15 protein-coding genes and 1 pseudogene are annotated in these 16,317 nt (G+C 40.1%); all 16 read left to right on the forward strand.

Annotated features, from left to right (window positions below):
* Positions 1-72 precede the first annotated feature (72 nt).
* The 16 genes and pseudogenes from AC0YOD_RS05750 (at position 73) to AC0YOD_RS05825 (ending at position 15,922) form a co-directional block, all read left to right on the forward strand.
* The gene (locus tag AC0YOD_RS05750; protein WP_475798255.1) at positions 73-2,289 is read left to right on the forward strand and encodes an FAD-dependent oxidoreductase; all 2,217 of its coding nucleotides are present in this window, start codon (positions 73-75) and stop codon (positions 2,287-2,289) included.
* 17 nt (positions 2,290-2,306) lie between these two features.
* Positions 2,307-3,515: an SGNH/GDSL hydrolase family protein gene (locus AC0YOD_RS05755; protein ID WP_475798256.1), complete on the forward strand. Its 1,209-nt coding sequence runs from the start codon at positions 2,307-2,309 to the stop codon at positions 3,513-3,515.
* Positions 3,516-4,029: 514 nt separating this feature from the next.
* Complete coding sequence (locus AC0YOD_RS05760; RefSeq protein ID WP_475798257.1) at positions 4,030-4,776, forward strand: class I SAM-dependent DNA methyltransferase; 747 nt, start codon at positions 4,030-4,032, stop codon at positions 4,774-4,776.
* A 229-nt stretch (positions 4,777-5,005) separates the two neighbouring features.
* Positions 5,006-5,458, forward strand: a complete 453-nt coding sequence (locus tag AC0YOD_RS05765; protein ID WP_475798258.1) for a VOC family protein — start codon at positions 5,006-5,008, stop codon at positions 5,456-5,458.
* 1,228 nt (positions 5,459-6,686) lie between these two features.
* Entirely contained in the window at positions 6,687-7,247 is a 561-nt protein-coding gene (locus AC0YOD_RS05770) for an RNA polymerase sigma factor (RefSeq protein WP_475798259.1), read from the forward strand.
* The gene (locus AC0YOD_RS05775; protein WP_475798260.1) at positions 7,244-8,194 is read left to right on the forward strand and encodes an anti-sigma factor family protein; all 951 of its coding nucleotides are present in this window, start codon (positions 7,244-7,246) and stop codon (positions 8,192-8,194) included. Before AC0YOD_RS05770 ends, AC0YOD_RS05775 begins: the two co-directional genes overlap by 4 nt.
* Positions 8,195-8,343: 149 nt before the next feature.
* A complete protein-coding gene (locus AC0YOD_RS05780; protein ID WP_475798261.1) occupies positions 8,344-9,039 on the forward strand; it encodes a VOC family protein in 696 nt (231 codons plus the stop codon).
* Positions 9,040-9,130: 91 nt separating this feature from the next.
* Positions 9,131-9,361: a hypothetical protein gene (locus AC0YOD_RS05785; protein ID WP_475798262.1), complete on the forward strand. Its 231-nt coding sequence runs from the start codon at positions 9,131-9,133 to the stop codon at positions 9,359-9,361.
* A 107-nt stretch (positions 9,362-9,468) separates the two neighbouring features.
* Entirely contained in the window at positions 9,469-9,801 is a 333-nt protein-coding gene (locus tag AC0YOD_RS05790) for a type II toxin-antitoxin system HicB family antitoxin (protein WP_475798263.1), read from the forward strand.
* Between the two features lie 243 nt (positions 9,802-10,044).
* On the forward strand, positions 10,045-10,425 hold the full coding sequence (locus tag AC0YOD_RS05795; protein ID WP_475798264.1) for a hypothetical protein: 381 nt from the start codon (positions 10,045-10,047) through the stop codon (positions 10,423-10,425).
* 135 nt (positions 10,426-10,560) lie between these two features.
* On the forward strand, positions 10,561-10,995 hold the full coding sequence (locus AC0YOD_RS05800) for a GNAT family N-acetyltransferase (protein ID WP_475798265.1): 435 nt from the start codon (positions 10,561-10,563) through the stop codon (positions 10,993-10,995).
* Positions 10,996-11,207: 212 nt separating this feature from the next.
* Complete coding sequence (locus AC0YOD_RS05805) at positions 11,208-12,110, forward strand: hypothetical protein (RefSeq protein ID WP_475798266.1); 903 nt, start codon at positions 11,208-11,210, stop codon at positions 12,108-12,110.
* 191 nt (positions 12,111-12,301) lie between these two features.
* Positions 12,302-12,700, forward strand: coding sequence for a hypothetical protein (locus AC0YOD_RS05810; protein ID WP_475798267.1), 399 nt, complete (start codon positions 12,302-12,304; stop codon positions 12,698-12,700).
* A gap of 280 nt (positions 12,701-12,980) precedes the next feature.
* Positions 12,981-13,288, forward strand: a pseudogene (locus tag AC0YOD_RS05815) (DUF6886 family protein).
* A gap of 1,141 nt (positions 13,289-14,429) precedes the next feature.
* Entirely contained in the window at positions 14,430-15,449 is a 1,020-nt protein-coding gene (locus tag AC0YOD_RS05820; RefSeq protein ID WP_475798268.1) for a 3-oxoacyl-[acyl-carrier-protein] synthase III C-terminal domain-containing protein, read from the forward strand.
* 71 nt (positions 15,450-15,520) lie between these two features.
* Positions 15,521-15,922, forward strand: coding sequence for a hypothetical protein (locus tag AC0YOD_RS05825; protein WP_475798269.1), 402 nt, complete (start codon positions 15,521-15,523; stop codon positions 15,920-15,922).
* Positions 15,923-16,317: the final 395 nt, after the last annotated feature.

Below are 16,317 nucleotides of genomic sequence, written 5' to 3' on the forward strand. Positions count from 1 at the left end.
CGAAATTATGTAAAAAAAAAGGGACCAAAAGAATTACCATGATAGAAGGATCTTATCATGGAGGTTATCAAAATGGAGCTTATAAAAGCAGATGTAACCGTCGTAGGCGGAGGTATTGCTGGGATATGCGCTGCCATTGCTGCCGCACGCCAAGGGCTGCAGGTTTCACTTATTAATGATCGGCCGGTTCTTGGGGGAAATGCGAGCAGCGAGGTCAGGGTTCATATCAACGGGTCGGCTTATCTCGGAAACAGTCCATCCTATTATGCACGCGAGGGCGGGTTGGTGGAAGAACTCAAGCTCAAGATCTTTCACTATAATCCGTTATACAACAAGAAGCTTATGCTTTCGCTTTCGGATACAGTCTTGCTCGACATGGTTTATGATGAGCCCAACATTTCTCTATTCCTGAATACATGCGTGCATGCAACGAGCATGGAGGACGGCAGAATTAAATGGGTGGAGGGCATTCAACTCGCTTCTGAAAGAAAATTTCGTTTTGAAAGCCGAACCTACATCGATTGCTCCGGCGATGGAGTAGTTGGATATCAAGCAGGTGCTCACTTCCGATGGGGAAGAGAGGCGAAGCATGAATACAAGGAGGAGCTGGCTCCTGAAGTGGCGGATCATTATACCATGGGCGATACGATTCTGTTTCAAGCCCGTGACGTAGACTATTCCGTTCCTTACAAAAGGCCTGGCTTTGCGTATGATATTACGAAGTTGGCCTTTTTCGATAGTATCAGAAAAGGCTTAAACCATCGGTCTTTTCCAAGGAAAATCAACGGGCTTGGCGGATTGTGGTGGCTGGAATACGGCGGACATATGGATATTATCAAGAATAATGAAGACATCGCATTGGAACTGCGAAAATTGGTATACGGGATTTGGGATTATATCAAAAATAGCGGTGAGTTTGATGATGTGGACAATCTCATCTTGGATTATGTATGCCCAATTCCGGGGAAGCGGGAATCGAGGCGGTTTATAGGGGAGCACATGCTGTCTCAGAACGATCTTACAGCAAAGCCACATTTCGAAGATGCTGTATCCGTCGGAGGATGGTATATGGATCTACATGCGAATAAAGGCATCTACGATGAGGGGCCGGCTACAGCGTGGAATTTCGTGCCGGGATTGTATAATATCCCTTTCCGCAGCTTATTTTCACGCAATATTCCTAATCTGATGTTCGCTGGCCGCAATATAAGCGCTACCCATGTGGCTTTCGGATCTACAAGGGTCATGGCAACCTGCGGTTGTATGGGGCAGGCGGTAGGAACGGCTGCTGCGTTATGCTTGAAATATGAGGCAGACCCCGCGGCCATAGTCAAAGCCCATATGGGTGAGTTTCAGGCGCAGCTGCTTCGAGACGGACAAACGATTGTAGGGCTTCAAGAGGAGTTGGATCCTTATTTCGCTGACGGATTAACTATTCGTGCCTCGTCTCAGCGCAGCTATGATAATCCTCATCCAATCGATGAGCTTCCCTTGGAGAAAGCGTTATGTTTGGTCTTGCCGATTCAGACATCCGTGGCTGAAAGCGTGCGGATCAAAATTAAAAATAGGTCCGAGCATTCGGAAACTTTGCAAGTGAAGCTGTTTGGCGGGGAGCGGAAGGAAAACTATATTCCCACCAGCGAGCTGAAAGACTACCGCTTGGTTATTTCAGCTGGTCACGATGACTGGATTACACTGGACTTGGGCTGCAAGAAGCCGGCTGACGACAAAATCTACATCGTATTGGAAGGTACGGCGAGCCTTGCCGTATACGGCAATGAAGAGAAAATGACAGGAGCGGTCAGCTTCCATTATAGACCGGAGGAACCGTCCAGGCTGAAGAAATTCAATAAGAGCATTTGCTTCAAGGATCTGATACCATCCCAGAATATGTATAATCCCGCGAATGTCGTTAACGGCTTCTCCAGACCTTATGGTCTGCCGAACGGCTGGATTTCTGAACGTACGGAAGGACAGGAATGGTTGGAATTCTGTTTTGCAAGCCCCAAAAATGTGGACGAAATTCATCTTGTTTTCAATTCACAGCTGAATTTGGAGCATTTCGACGATCCTATCGAGCCACTTATCCAAGATTATGATGTGACCTTAACCTTAGAAGACGGAACCGAGAGTGAAATTAAAATCCGTGGGAATTATCTTACGTTGAATAAACATAAGGTGGATGCAAAAGGTGTAAACCGAATCCGGTTTGATTTCTGTGCAACTTATGGTTCGCCTTATTTTGAAGTGTTTGCTGTAAAATTATTTGCTCCTAAAAACGCTCAGTGAGGTCAGGTGAAGTCGCGATGAAGGAATTCTTCCCTCGAAGAGGGCTGCCTAATGTAATTCAGAAGTTGGAAAATGGTGAAGCAGTGACAATCGTCTATTTCGGCGGCAGTAATACGCGTTCTGAAGGATACAGGGTCATGACGGCGGATTGGCTTCGAGGGCAATATCCCAATGCGGATATCCGTTCTGTGAATGCAGGCATTTCTGGGACAGGATCGGACCTCGGCTGCGCCCGTTTGGAGACAGATGTACTGCGTCATCAGCCTGATCTAGTGTTTGTTGAATTTGTTGGTAACGATGGCGGAGTTCCCGAATCCAAGGCGCGGATCGAAGGAATTGTCCGACAGATCCGCAAGCGGAGCCGTTTTACTGATATCCTGTTCGTTTATACGCTGAAGGAGCGGGATGTGGTCGGATTTCAATCCGGCGATTACCAGAAGGGGGCTCTTATGCAGGAGGAAGTGGCTGATTATTACGGTATTCCTTCCATTCATCTGGGCGTAGCGGTCAGTCAATTGGTATCCGAGGGAAAACTCATTTTCACCTCAAGGGCAGATCAGTCCAATCCAGGAGCCGTTATTTTTACGCATGATTCGATCCATCCGACAATTCCTGAAGGGCATCAGATTTACACGGATACGATCACCCGGTCGTTTGAGAAAATTAGCGAACTTCGAGATCGCGTGGGAAAGGTCGAACATCATTTGCCTCAGGACCCTTTGGTCCCGGCAAATCCTTGGGAGTATGCGACCATGCTGCCACTGGATAGTCTTACTCTTTTTTCGGCAGGATGGTCTTACATGACCCCCGATGATTTTGCTTTAGTGCGCGAGTACAATTGGTTGTTCCCTGGCCTATGGCGAGCGGTCGATCCTGGAGAAGCTATCACGGTGCAATTCAATGGGACTCATATCGGGTTATTTGATATCGGGGGGCCTGATTCTGGCAGATTGAAGGTGTCGGTGGATGGTGGTGAACCCTTTCTTATCGATCGATTCACACCATTTAACGATCATAATCGAAATCAGTATGTTTACTTGCCGGAACTACCGAATGGGAAACATACGGTTCGCTTCGAAATTGATAACGAGAAGACAGACAAAGCGGCCGTGTTTGAGGCAAGCGGCAATGAACGAAGTATGGAGCATGTTCGGCAGCAACCAGCTTGGTATGATCAAACGGTCATTCAGCTTGGGAAGTTGCTATTGGTGCAGCCGCCATTATAATTAATTATTAGGCTTTGTCCACTTGGAAGACCTACATTCTAACTGACTGCAATTGAGCGGTCAATTAGGATGTAGGTTTCTTTTTTTACTTAAAATCTTAAAAGAAATTCTTGAAATGAAAGGGAAATACGATAAGTATAGAAATCTCGGATGACAAGAATATGTACAAATTGCCGATAAAGGCCAAGACTGTGTACCGATTGCTGATCTGACTTTGAATTTGTAAAGCCGCAGCGCTGATTTTAGTTTTTCGTAGGAGGCAACTACTTATATAAGGTTCGATAAAAAATGATTATAAATATTTATTACCAAACGAATTATCGAAAAAACGGTAAAATAATACTGTTAAGCACGATGCTGGCGATAGGACTTTCGTTTAGCTTACCTTTATGCTTCTTTGTAAGCATATTTTTCCTTATAGAAATTATAATTCCTCAATGCAACATTGTGTTTATTTAAATCAATTGATTCATTTTTGGCAATTCGAAATGTTATAACATGAAATGGAGGGGGAATGGCGTTGATTGAACATAGCAATCTTGAAGAATATCAAGATCCGGTAAATTACGATCTTGAATTTGACGGTGAAATGGACAAATATCAGTTCTATCTTGAGCTTGCTAGATCGAGTCCTGGGGAAGTGTTAGAACTTGCTTGTGGTACGGGCTTAACAACGATACCCCTGTCGAAAGCCGGAATAACGATGACCGGTGTAGATATCTCTTCAGCGATGCTCGCATATGCGCGGTCGAAGGCGGAAGGGTTGACTGTTACTTTTATGGAAGGCGATGCCCGTACCTTCGAATCGGAAAAGCGATTTTCGATGATTTATTTGACTGGTAATGCATTTCAGGCATTCTTAAGTGATCAAGATCAAATCGATTTGCTCATGACCGTTCACAAACATTTACAACCCCATGGAATCTTTTCATTCGAGACCCGTAATCCGGAGGGAACGGATTTATCTGATCAAGAGGAGACAGAATGGGGATCATTTATTGATAAGGATGGGAATAACGTCAAGGTATCAGGCACACAATGTTACGATGCTAGCCGGAATATCATGCATTGGGTCACGATGCGTGATTGGGGGTATAAGCGAACGACTTCACGAATTGCTTGTCGGTTCACGGATCAGGATACGTTGGATTCTTTATTAACCCGTCACGGCTTTCACGTCGAACATCAATATGCTGACTGGGATAAAACACCGTTCTCTCCGTCATCTTCATCTATCATTAGTGTTTGTAGAAAATGTTAGGAGTTTAAAAGGGGTATCTACGTAATTTTATTACGTAAAACGATCTTATTACGGTAATTACGAATTGAATTTCGTAGATAAAAATTAATATGACATATCCGAAAACCAAATTTCACTTTTTACTATACTGTGACAAGATGTTAATCGTTTGGATGGAATTAGTAATTCTTGATAGAATAAATATGAAGATGATCAGGTAATAAATTTGTACCCATAAGGAGATAAAACTATGGCAAAAAACAAATTACTAAGAATGGACAATGTTGGCATCGTTGTAGAATCCCTTGATGACGCAATCTCTTTCTTCGAGGAGATTGGCTTGAAGCTTGAAGGGCGAGCTACCGTCGAAGGTGAATGGGCTGGTCGCGTAACCGGGCTGGGATCACAGTATGTAGAGATTGCTATGATGGTTACCCCAGATGGCCACAGCCGACTTGAACTTTCGCGATTTCTCACCCCACCTACTATATCAGATCACCGAACTGCTCCTGTAAATGCCCTCGGTTATCTACGCGTCATGTTCACCGTTGAAGACATTGACGAAATGGTATCCAGACTCACTAAGTATGGTGCTCAGCTCGTTGGCGAAGTGGTTCAGTACGAGGACTCGTATAAACTCTGCTACATTCGTGGAAATGAAGGTCTTCTAATCGGTTTGGCGGAACAACTCGGTAATAAATAAGTGAAGTTTAAAAGAAGACTTAACTGAAATATACATTACTAGAGTAATAATAGAAACAGAAAAGCAGTGTGAATGTGTCTCGAAGAAGTCGGGTACATCATATAAACACCGCATTCACGCTCCGGCTCTGGGCGACCCTCGGTCCCGGAAACAAGGATCGAGGAAGTAATTGCCTAGACTCATCCAAAACACCAAAACACAACAATCAAGGAGCAAGATCGCCGTGGATCTTGCTCCTTGTTCTACATGAGGGAACAAAAATAGAATCCTTGGCTGCGACATATAAACTCATAAGAAAAACAACTTAGTATTTCAAGCGGGGAAAAACAACTCATAAACAAACTATATAATATGGCACATCTGTCTAGTGACAAGAATATATATGCTTAACAGTCGCATAGTTGCGGCTTTTTTTAACGATATATGGACAAGAACAAATATTGTTATACGCAAATGATGACGAATATCAATTAGATTGTATTTACATGCATTTTCATTTAAGCAAAAGCTTACGGGAGACGATAGCTGAATAATGAAAATTTGCTGTGGTAGCTGCTCCCTTTCTTTGTTAAGTTAACGGGCAGGATAGTTGAAATGAAATGGATGAATTCATCCTAAGCAGTAGGATATGATCGAGAAGAAATTCCTCTGCTGAGCAAATAATGTACCAAGATATAACAAATCAGTTCCGATGTAGTATTATTCACTTGAGGTAATACATTTCTAAACAGAACTTCCGAATTCTAATCTAGCATGAAAAAAATTAGAAGGGTTGTTGGGTTTAATTAAAAAAATATTGATATCTTTAGTTGTTGTATTAATTGCAACTTTTAGATGCTATTAGAGTAGTGATAAATCCATTAAAATCTATTTTGGTTTTAACGAAACCTCCGAATTAATTGATATTCAAGTTAGGAAAACGATAGATTCACTTTAAATCAGACTAGACAAGTTCCCAGAATTCGACCTGCAATAGTTGAAGAAATTAGAAGTACTATTTCACTAATCAAATAAAAATCGACGCAGAAAACGTTAAGCTAACGAGGAACGATAGCTGAATAAACACGATGAAAAGGCTGCCATGAATCTTGCTCCCGTTTTCTCAACTAATGGGCAGGTTAGTTCCAATATGTGGTATAGTTTAGCTTTATAACCTTAGCATATTTCGCAGAATTCTGGCTGTGCAAGCGGAGCGTTGGACGAAATTTTGTCCGCGCTCCTGTTTTTTGTGACTATTTCGGAATGCGGTTGTCTAATAGATATGCAGTTCGGCATGGGCGGGGGGAGAGGTGAACGGTTTAACGATTTTACGGATATATATAACAAATATGCTGGGCCTGTTCGCCGATTTTTGTTGTCGTTAACGCAAAATGAAGAGTTAGCCGAGGAGTTAACGCAGGAGACGCTGTACCGAGCTTTCCTCCATATCAATAGTTTCAGAGAGGAGAGCTCCCTCTACAGCTGGCTGTGCCAAATTGCCAAAAATCTTTATTTGAACGAGCGTAAGAAGTTCGCTAAAAGGAAAGCTTCCGCTGCTGCGCACTTGCTTGAAGGTGTGAACGGCGAAGAATGGACGCAAACGCTACTTCACAGAGAGCAAGCGATGTTGGTCCATCAGGTGCTGCATTCGCTGCCCGAGCCCTATAAGGAAGTGTTTACTCTTAAGGTGTTCGGCGAGCTCAAGTTCAAAGAAATTGCAAATTTGTTCGGCAAGACGGAATCTTGGGCGAAGATGACGTTTTACCGGGCGAAGGAGCGAATTGTAAAAGGAATGGAGGAGAAAGCATGAGACAGCTTTGCAACGTGGTGTATGATTTGCTTCCGCTTTATATCGATGGGGCGTGTTCGGAAGAGAGCAAAGAACTCGTAGAAGAGCACTTGACGGAATGCCCGGCATGCAGAGTGAAGCAGACGGCGATGACCAGTGAGATGGTGGAGGGTAGCCTACTCCAACCTTCAGAAGATCAGCCCACCCTCATGAATCGCGATCTCGCTGCGAAGAGAGTGTTAAAACGAATTAAGCGAAGATGGACCCTTAGTGCGGCGGCTCTTCTGATACTTGTTCCGTTCATCTGGTTGGGCGTGAATCAGTATAGGGGTGAAGGGGTTTCGTACATGAATCTTTACGATCATTACAGCGCGTCCAGGTTTTTTCATAATATAGAAAAAGGGGACTATGAGAAAGCCTTCTCTTATGTGAATTTGAAATATTATTACGAGTCATTGCAAGAAGGTTTGCCACTCGTTGCGAAGGAGCTCCGCAAGGAAGATTTCCAACACGAGAAGCTGGAGGATGGCAAGTTTTATTATACGAACGAAAGTACGATGATTCCTGAAGAGGACATCGATGAATGGTTGAGGGATCGGAATGAATTTTATAATAAGAACAAAGATTTGACGTATGAGCAGTTTTATGCGATTAGTAAAAGCAAATTTATAAGGCATCTGCAGCAGTGGGGAAAAAACGGATACAAGATTACAGGGTTTAGCTGGGATTCCACCTGGGAGTCCACAAATGTGGATGCAGTACACCGTGATCAGGTCAATCATATTGATTTCAATGTGCATGTCCGGGATCGCGACCAAACGACGAGGGCAGGCTTTTATAGCCTCATTGGAAACAACAAAGGAAAATTTTTGCTCGCTGGAGATTCTTATTTAATTGGCGATGAGAAGAGAGAACTCCTAATCGGGAGCCTAGGCTCGGCATTATCGGTTACGGATTACGTAAGATAGCTGAATAAACACGATGAAACGGCTGCCATGAATCTTGCTGCCGTTTTCTCAATTAACGGGCATATTAGCGCAATACAAACATTCCAAATTATGGTACTATAATGCCGGACATATTCTTCGAACCAAAATATTCTGAGGAGTGAAGATTCATGCGGATACTTAGTATTAAATTACTTACTAAACAACTAGGGCAACTCAAAAAGTACTACATTAATGATCTCGGATTCTCATTGGTGGAGAGTTCTAACAATACGTTTACTTTAAAAGTGGGAAATTCAGAATTAATTTTTGAGCAAACGGATAATGTCGAGAAAAGCCCATATTACCATTTCGCCTTTGACATCCCGGAGAACAAAATTGATGAATCAATAGCTTGGCTAAATTCGGTCGGGGTTAGACTAAATGTATTACCAGACAACTCATATAAAGCTTATTCCAGTACCTGGAACGCAACATCAATTTATTTTTTTGATCCTGCAGGGAATATAGTTGAATTTATCGCTAGACACACTCTTGATAACGCAATTCTTACTCCATTTACAGGTAAGGAACTAATAAATATCAGTGAAGTCGGTCTTGTGGTTAATGATGTAAAAAGTATTAAAGAGTTATTAAGCATTAATCATTTAATCACCGGATATAAGGATAGCAATGAAACATTTGCTGCGGTAGGTGATGAAGATGGATTATTCATTTTGTCTGCATATAGAAGAGTGTGGTTTGGATCAGAAAAGAAAGCGGATATTTTTAAAACTGAAATTACAGTAGAAGGAACGCATGAAGGAGTATTTGCTATTGGACAATACCCATACTATCTTTCATTAGTTAATTCTTCGCTAAACTAACGGGTAGGTTAGCGTGGTGATTGATGGGTTACATGAGTTTCACGGATGTGGTAGAATATTCCAAATTAACCGAATTGAGAGGGGACTTGGAATGAGCACAAACAACATCCATGAAACTCAGCCCGAAATGGAACATTTGTATAGTAACGATAATTATGTCGATGAGAACCTTCGCTCTATTCAAAGTATTGAGGGTGGAGGACCAATGAAAAATATAGATATAAATTCAATGCAGCGTCCTCTAAAGATCTTCGGCTACTTTGTATTTTCAATTTTAGTGTTAATGGGTGCGGTAGCAGTCTTGATTAGTTTTATTCGTTAAATTTAACAACATCACCACGCTTCTCAACTAATGGGAGAATATAAAGGATAAGACGACAGCTGGACAGACTATGTTCCTAAATAATATTCGATGTAGGTGATACTAAAATGAGAGACATCTATACTTTTCCTGCTATTTTCCGAAGCTATGACGGTGGTATCGCAGTATTGTTTCCTGATGTTCCAAATGCAGATGTAGAAGGTGAGGATGAAGAAGAAGCTATGGAATTTGCGCATCAGTGTTTAGCAATGGAACTTTATCTCCAAGAGTGTGCTAATTTAGAGATACCTGAACCAACAGAACCTGAGGAAATCGAACTTAGATCGAACGACTGTATTAAAATGATTAAAATAGATATGAACATAGAACGACCGGAAATTGCTAAAGCAATTAATTTCACTAAGTCATTATTATTACGAAAAGACTTAACTAATGGGTAACGATAGTTGAGTAGCACATTGTTGAGCAGGCGCTAAAGCAGCCTGCTCTTTTTATTAAACTAACTGGCAGTTAAGCGGAACAAAATAAAATTTGTCTTCGTAATTAGAAGGAAGTATGCTGACTACAGCGACTCTTATGACGTTATCTAGGAGGAATGTCTCATATTCCAAAAAATCAGAAACCTATTCAAGACTCGACGACTTAAACATGAATTAGAATTACTCAAACCAATACATGTCATTTTGCATGAAAATAAAGAAGTCTTTGAAGATCATTGGCAAGCAAGAACAGAAGCTTATGAATCGCTACCGGAGGAAGATATTCAAAGCATTTTAGTCTATACTCAAAAGAAACTAAATGAATTATCAAATTATTTGAATACCATTAAGTTCAATAAACGGTCAAAGGATGTTTTATTCTTCTTTACGGACTATGTAGATCATTTATTGAAATATCACAAAAATAAATTTGATATGAGGTATCACCTACAATACATGTATTTATATAGTGAATTATTATTAGGATCGCAAAGGTATATAACGATTAAGAATAATTTAAGAGAAATTGAAGGACAGTTCGAGGAAGACGATTCATTAAGCAAACGGGGAACGTTAGTTGAATAACACACTTTGGAGCAGGCGTTACGATAGCCTGCTCTTTTTATTAAACTAACTGGCAGATTAACTTAACAAATAGTGGAAGTTTAATTACCGAAAAAGTACACTCAAATTATTGATGGTTCGAAGGGGGGTGGTCCAATGAGGCTTAATTATAGAAATGCAATTTCTAAAGATGAAGAGGTATTGTTTGATCTATCCGCTAAGCTTTCGACTAGTTTTAAGTTGAATAAAACGGATTTCAGACGAACCTTTCTTGATGTTTTGAGTAACAAAGATGCAGACTTATTAGTCGCAGAGATTGAAACAGGTATAATTGGATATGTACTAGCCTTCCATCACTCCACTTTTTATGCAAATGGTTTAATAAGTTGGGTTGAGGAATTATTCGTACTAGAAGATTACAGGGGTAAAGGTGTTGGGAAAAATCTTATGGTACTTATTGAAGAAAAAGCAGTTCGGCGTGGTTCAAAGCTGGTTGCACTTGCCACAAGAAGAGCAAGTGATTTCTATAAGGCTATTGGTTATGATGAATCCGCTGTATACTTCAAAAAGTCTTTATCAAGAGCTGACTAAGCTATCGGGAGACAAGAGGTGACAAAATGGATGAAAGAGAGGCTGCCGGCTTAGAGCGGCGACCTCGTTAAGCTAACGGGAAACAATAGTTGAACAAACAAGGAGCAGTTTGCCACGGCAGATGCTCCTTTTTTCATTAAACTAACGGGCAGTTTAACTTAACGGAGACAAAAATGAGACGGACTAAATCAATCGATTGCCTCTATTATAACGTGCATAACAGCGAAACTTCGTCGCAACTAAATGCGTCTAACTTAATTAAGAACGATTTACAAGAAATAGGAAAATATGATCAATTGGAGGGAGGGAATGTGAATCTTTTGCCGTTAAAATTCATTTCAATTCTAATTTGTTTCGCATTGGCGGTATGCGGATGTGCTGGCTTGAAAAGCAAAGGCACGGAGCATGCCGAGGCAAGTGATTTCATTATTCCCTTGAACGTTAGCGAAGTGTTGAAGCTTCCAGAGACTGAGGTTATTAAATATTTTCAAATTCGTCGTGAAGATTTTGATATTCTAGGCAGTTATCTGTTAGAGAATGAAAGAGTATTCCAAACTCGGCCTGTCATACTTCAACAAGATTATGCCATCGAGAAAATTCAAGACCCTGATATTCAACATTTCGCTCAAACGTTGTTCCAAGAAGGTATTGTGAAAAGGATATCTTCCTTAAATGATGACCCAAGTAAAAGTATTGATTTTTTGTTTGACACCGAAGACAACTTGTATCGACAAGGCATCACCTACCTCAGCCTACCGGAGATGGCCAAAGGCGATCCTTTGAAATTCAGCTATGTGAATGACTATAAGAATTTGGGCGGCGGTTGGTACTATTATGTCTTCCATTATGACAAACTTAGAAATGAAGATGAATTTCGGAATCTAGCTTGGACCAAAATCTCAGAAAAGGAACGTAGCACTTTAACCACGCCGAAAGAGAAAGCTATAGTAACCCTAGAGTCTGGAAAAAACGTTGGCAACTGGATAGATGACAGAAGGTTAGATGTTGTAGTATCTGTTCAATTTGACACGAAAATGAATGGCCAACTAGGACCGATTACAATGTTTTTCGATCCAGTGACCAAAAATTTGATCGGGGGCAATCCGCGTTTCTAATAGTCTAGAGTAAAATGCCCGATTGAACTAAAGGGAACTTTAGCTTAACAATCACCAAAACGAGGCTGCCGGCGTAAATCGGTAGCCTGGTTGAGCTAACGGGCAGTTTAGTTGAACAAGTTGCAACTTTGATGAAAGTCTTCACTATTAATTTTTGTTTTATTAGACATTTTAGTATATTGGGGGGCATTATGGTTAAGAAGATAATTGTTTATCTTGTATTATGTAGTTTTGTTTTTCTGATTGGTTGTAGTAAAGAGCCAACCGAGCAGAATTACGATAAACATTTTGAGTACCTTAAGTCATTAGGCTGGCATATTGAGGAAAAAATTGACGAAAGATCGCAAGATACAAAAAACTTTCTACCTGCAACAAACGTAGGTATTGATTTGAAACCGTATAAAGAAATTTATATTACAACCTACATGCTGAAAGAAAAACAAAAAACAGGAAAGAAAATATATGCTTCCATTTATCAAATTAATGAAGATATTATAGGAGGAAACGGACATTTAGAGACTTGGGAGCCTGGAGATTTCCCTTTGAAGGATAAAGAACGGTTAATCAACGAAGGAACAATAAATAAATAGCTTCATTACGCTAACGGGAGACATTAACTTAATAAAACACGACGGCAACCGGATAAAAAAGAGCGATCCTACAACTGAAAAAATTGGTTTCTAACTTCTAATAACAAAACATCCATTGAAGTACAAATCAATAACTGATTCCAATAAATATAATAAGTAATAAAAAAGCTGAGTCCAGGTAGGGTATGGATTCAGCGTTTTTATTAGAAGTGGTTAAACAAATGCCAAAATCATTAAGAGGAAGTGACAAAATAACAATGCTGAGAATATAAGATAGATTGTGACACAAGACTGGTATAGGAGGATTTCTGAGCAGACCCTGTTTAGATATTGCTTTGAAGATGAGGAATTTGAGCCTTTTGATAAGACAGCTGGATACTACATCTCTCGCCAAGTAGTGAAGCCTAAGTCAATTGAAAAATATGAGAATTTGTTAGAGAGTTATTTCAAAAAGGGATTGAATTAAGGTTTACAACAAATTTAAATCCACTTAGGGAAGCGATATTAGCTTCCGACTTCAAAGGATATGGGATACATAGATTTAACAACGCAAAAGCCTGTAATTTATTTCGCTCCCTCATAGAATAAGGTTGACGGGTGCGATAGTAGAGAGGTGGGATTAAAGCTTAATATAGATTTGCTTAAGAAGTATTGTTGAACCTTGAAGAAATGTTATTAAAGCCAGAAATCCGCACTTCGGAAGAAGAACTCTCAAATTTCCTTACGGCCCCAACGACACCTTCTAACCTTGTTTACGAAAAAAGTCATCATGTCGATGGATTAATTCAGCAAATTACTGCTGCAGGTGAGGAACGATCCCTTCCTCTAAATCTTATTTCGAGAATCCAGATCGCATGTAATTGAATGATTCAGGCTTACACTGACTTTTCAGGCTCAAGCAAGCTCATATTATTTATAACAGTTTTTAAGCATATGGGATTTTTCACTAAATTAGTGGACACGGTATCACTCTCTTATACTGCATATTTATCTGCATTGAGTATACGGATAACCCTATCGTAAATTATATAAAAATATTGGAATAATGCACTCAGAATACCAACTTATGGTCCTGAATATGATGAGTGGCGAAAAAAGACGGTTGCCAATCAGACAAATACAAATATGTGGCAAGTATATAAGATGTGTCACATGTTATATTATCAACAATTCACCGTCGACATGAGAGAATATAATTATTAATCATGGTTTATTTTGCAGTTGAAGCCTCTATTTTGAAACTTTTCCCAATGTTGCTTATATAATTTTTTTGTGGATGATGTTGAACATATAAATAAAATTTTAGTAAATATCAAGATTGAAGAAAAGAGCAATGGTCAAACTACAAAATGTCTAGTTTTAGAAAAAATCAATGAAAGATTAGAAGAATCATTGAAGCATATACAGAAGTAAGAGCTTCATTTTAAAGCGATCACAATTATTATTGATCGCTCTTTTTTTTCATCATAGGCTGAGTCCATATAAATGAGTAAAATGGTAATTTGACGAATAATTACAAAAAAGATATCCTAATATTAAGGAGGGATGATTCCAGAAATAAACAAATGATAATACATTATATGAATCGTATTGATGAAAAGCTTTCTGAATTCAGAACTTATCGACAACCGAAAGCGTAGACTTGCTCCCACAATACTTTTTAATTATTGTCTCTATTACTTAATAATAGAAAAATAGAGATGATATAACATCAGGAGGAAATTTGAAAATGACTGAAGCTCACGATAACAACAAAGAAATTCAAGGTATTGCTAAAGGGGTCAAAATTAACACTATTGCTTTCTATCAACCAGATCAAAAGGTTGATAATCAGTACTATATCGACCGTTACGACGGTTTAGGTGTCGATGTTCGAGGGCTAATTAATTCTCTCGGTAAAGATATTCGATATATTGTTAATAACGAAGATGAGAATGCTGTAACTATGGCTATTATTGCTGCTAAATCTGCTTTAGATAAGGCAGGGCTCCTTGCTGAAGATATTGATATGATTCTTTTCGTATCTCAAACCCCTGAGTATCTTATTCCTACAAACGCTCTTAAGATTCACGCAGCTATCGGTGGTAAGCTTACAACATCTTGCTTCGACTTGAACGGTAACTGCGCTGGCATTCTTGTAGCCGTCGAACAAGCAAGTAGAAATATCATCGCTAACAACTATATTAATCGTGTACTGGTTGTAGGAGCTGACTACATCTCAACTCATAGTTTAGGGGAGCCTATCTTCGATTGTAACTTTGCTGATTCCGCTCTTGCTGTTATTGTTGAGCGAGCAGAAGGAACTGGTTTCATCGATTCTGAGTATCAAACAGATACATCTGTAATTGATAATGCACTTTTCCCTGCAAAAGGGCTTTCCAGCTGGGGTAAACCTGAGGATGGTCCTCGGATGAAGTTTGAACCGTTCGATACCAGCGCACCTGTGAAAATCGCTGTAGCTTCAATCGAAAGGTTGCTCGAGCGTAACGGACTGACAAAAGATGATGTAGCTAGTTACTATCTATCTCAATTTGCTCCTGGCAATATCGAAGGTGTTATCGAAGGTCTGGGCGTTGATAAGGATAAAGCTCTATATATTGGCGACAAATACGGGTATACATCGACTAACAGTCCTTTCACCGCGCTGTACGAGGCTATTGAAACTGGTAAAGTTTCCCGTGGCGACTATATTATCCTGTGGACAGTCGGTGCAGGTTGGCAGAACGTAAGTCTACTGTTCCAGTACTAATAGAATTATTTATCATCATACTCAACCAGGTTTTAAAAAAAACAACAAGAAAACTTCGGAGGTAAATTTACATGACAACATATTTCACAACAGATAGTGCTACGGTATCATGGAATGAGAAAGCTAAGGCGGTTCACGTGGAATTCAACACTTTTGTACATAGTCAAGAACTACGTGACATCTGTGACAAAGCGATGGAGCTTCAGCAACAAAAGGGAGCACAACGAATGATTTCTGATAATCGCAAACTTAGCGTTATCAGTCAAGAAGATCAAAAATGGATCAGTACTGTACATAATCAACGTATTCAGGATTCCGGTATCAAATTTGTAGCTATCGTTCTGCCAGAGAAGGCCATCGGAAAAATTAGCATGAAGCGCGTTGTTGCTTCCTCAGTAGAATTTGATAACATCAATACTGCCTTTGAATCCTTCGATAGTGTCGAAGGTGCTGAAGAGTGGTTGAATTCCTAAAGTAATCTAAAAGTCAGGGACCGTTACTCGTCTAACGGCCCCTGACTTTCTCAAGTATAAAACTAAGCATCAACGATTAATGTTGTTTATTTTAGTTATGCACCTAACAGATGAACAGATTGAATTGTTTTAAATAACTTGGTGCTCTTTGAAATAGAAGTATGGTGTTATTAAATCTCTTATTCTATAAGGGATTTTTTTATTTGCACACAGTTTTGCTTCAACGGACAAAACGAGATTAATAGGTTCAATCAGCTTGACCTTCGGAACGCTGAATCAGGGGCGTGCTCAGCAACAAAGTTCTCTCTGTCCTGACGTACTTCGATGGAATACAGGCGCGCAGGCAGCCTCAGCATTAGAAGATGCATCTACCGTTACCGGAATGGGATAAAGTC

The organism is Paenibacillus sp. J31P13, assembly GCF_056269295.1.

Excerpts from the sequence above, each read along its gene's own strand:
- AC0YOD_RS05750 (WP_475798255.1), top strand. The coding sequence starts at position 73 with ATGGAGCTTATAAAAGCAGATGTAACCGTCGTAGGCGGAGGTATTGCT.
- AC0YOD_RS05755 (WP_475798256.1), top strand. The coding sequence starts at position 2,307 with ATGAAGGAATTCTTCCCTCGAAGAGGGCTGCCTAATGTAATTCAGAAG.
- AC0YOD_RS05760 (WP_475798257.1), top strand. The coding sequence starts at position 4,030 with ATGGCGTTGATTGAACATAGCAATCTTGAAGAATATCAAGATCCGGTA.
- AC0YOD_RS05765 (WP_475798258.1), top strand. The coding sequence starts at position 5,006 with ATGGCAAAAAACAAATTACTAAGAATGGACAATGTTGGCATCGTTGTA.
- AC0YOD_RS05775 (WP_475798260.1), top strand. The coding sequence starts at position 7,244 with ATGAGACAGCTTTGCAACGTGGTGTATGATTTGCTTCCGCTTTATATC.
- AC0YOD_RS05780 (WP_475798261.1), top strand. The coding sequence starts at position 8,344 with ATGCGGATACTTAGTATTAAATTACTTACTAAACAACTAGGGCAACTC.
- AC0YOD_RS05785 (WP_475798262.1), top strand. The coding sequence starts at position 9,131 with ATGAGCACAAACAACATCCATGAAACTCAGCCCGAAATGGAACATTTG.
- AC0YOD_RS05790 (WP_475798263.1), top strand. The coding sequence starts at position 9,469 with ATGAGAGACATCTATACTTTTCCTGCTATTTTCCGAAGCTATGACGGT.
- AC0YOD_RS05800 (WP_475798265.1), top strand. The coding sequence starts at position 10,561 with ATGAGGCTTAATTATAGAAATGCAATTTCTAAAGATGAAGAGGTATTG.
- AC0YOD_RS05810 (WP_475798267.1), top strand. The coding sequence starts at position 12,302 with ATGGTTAAGAAGATAATTGTTTATCTTGTATTATGTAGTTTTGTTTTT.
- AC0YOD_RS05820 (WP_475798268.1), top strand. The coding sequence starts at position 14,430 with ATGACTGAAGCTCACGATAACAACAAAGAAATTCAAGGTATTGCTAAA.
- AC0YOD_RS05825 (WP_475798269.1), top strand. The coding sequence starts at position 15,521 with ATGACAACATATTTCACAACAGATAGTGCTACGGTATCATGGAATGAG.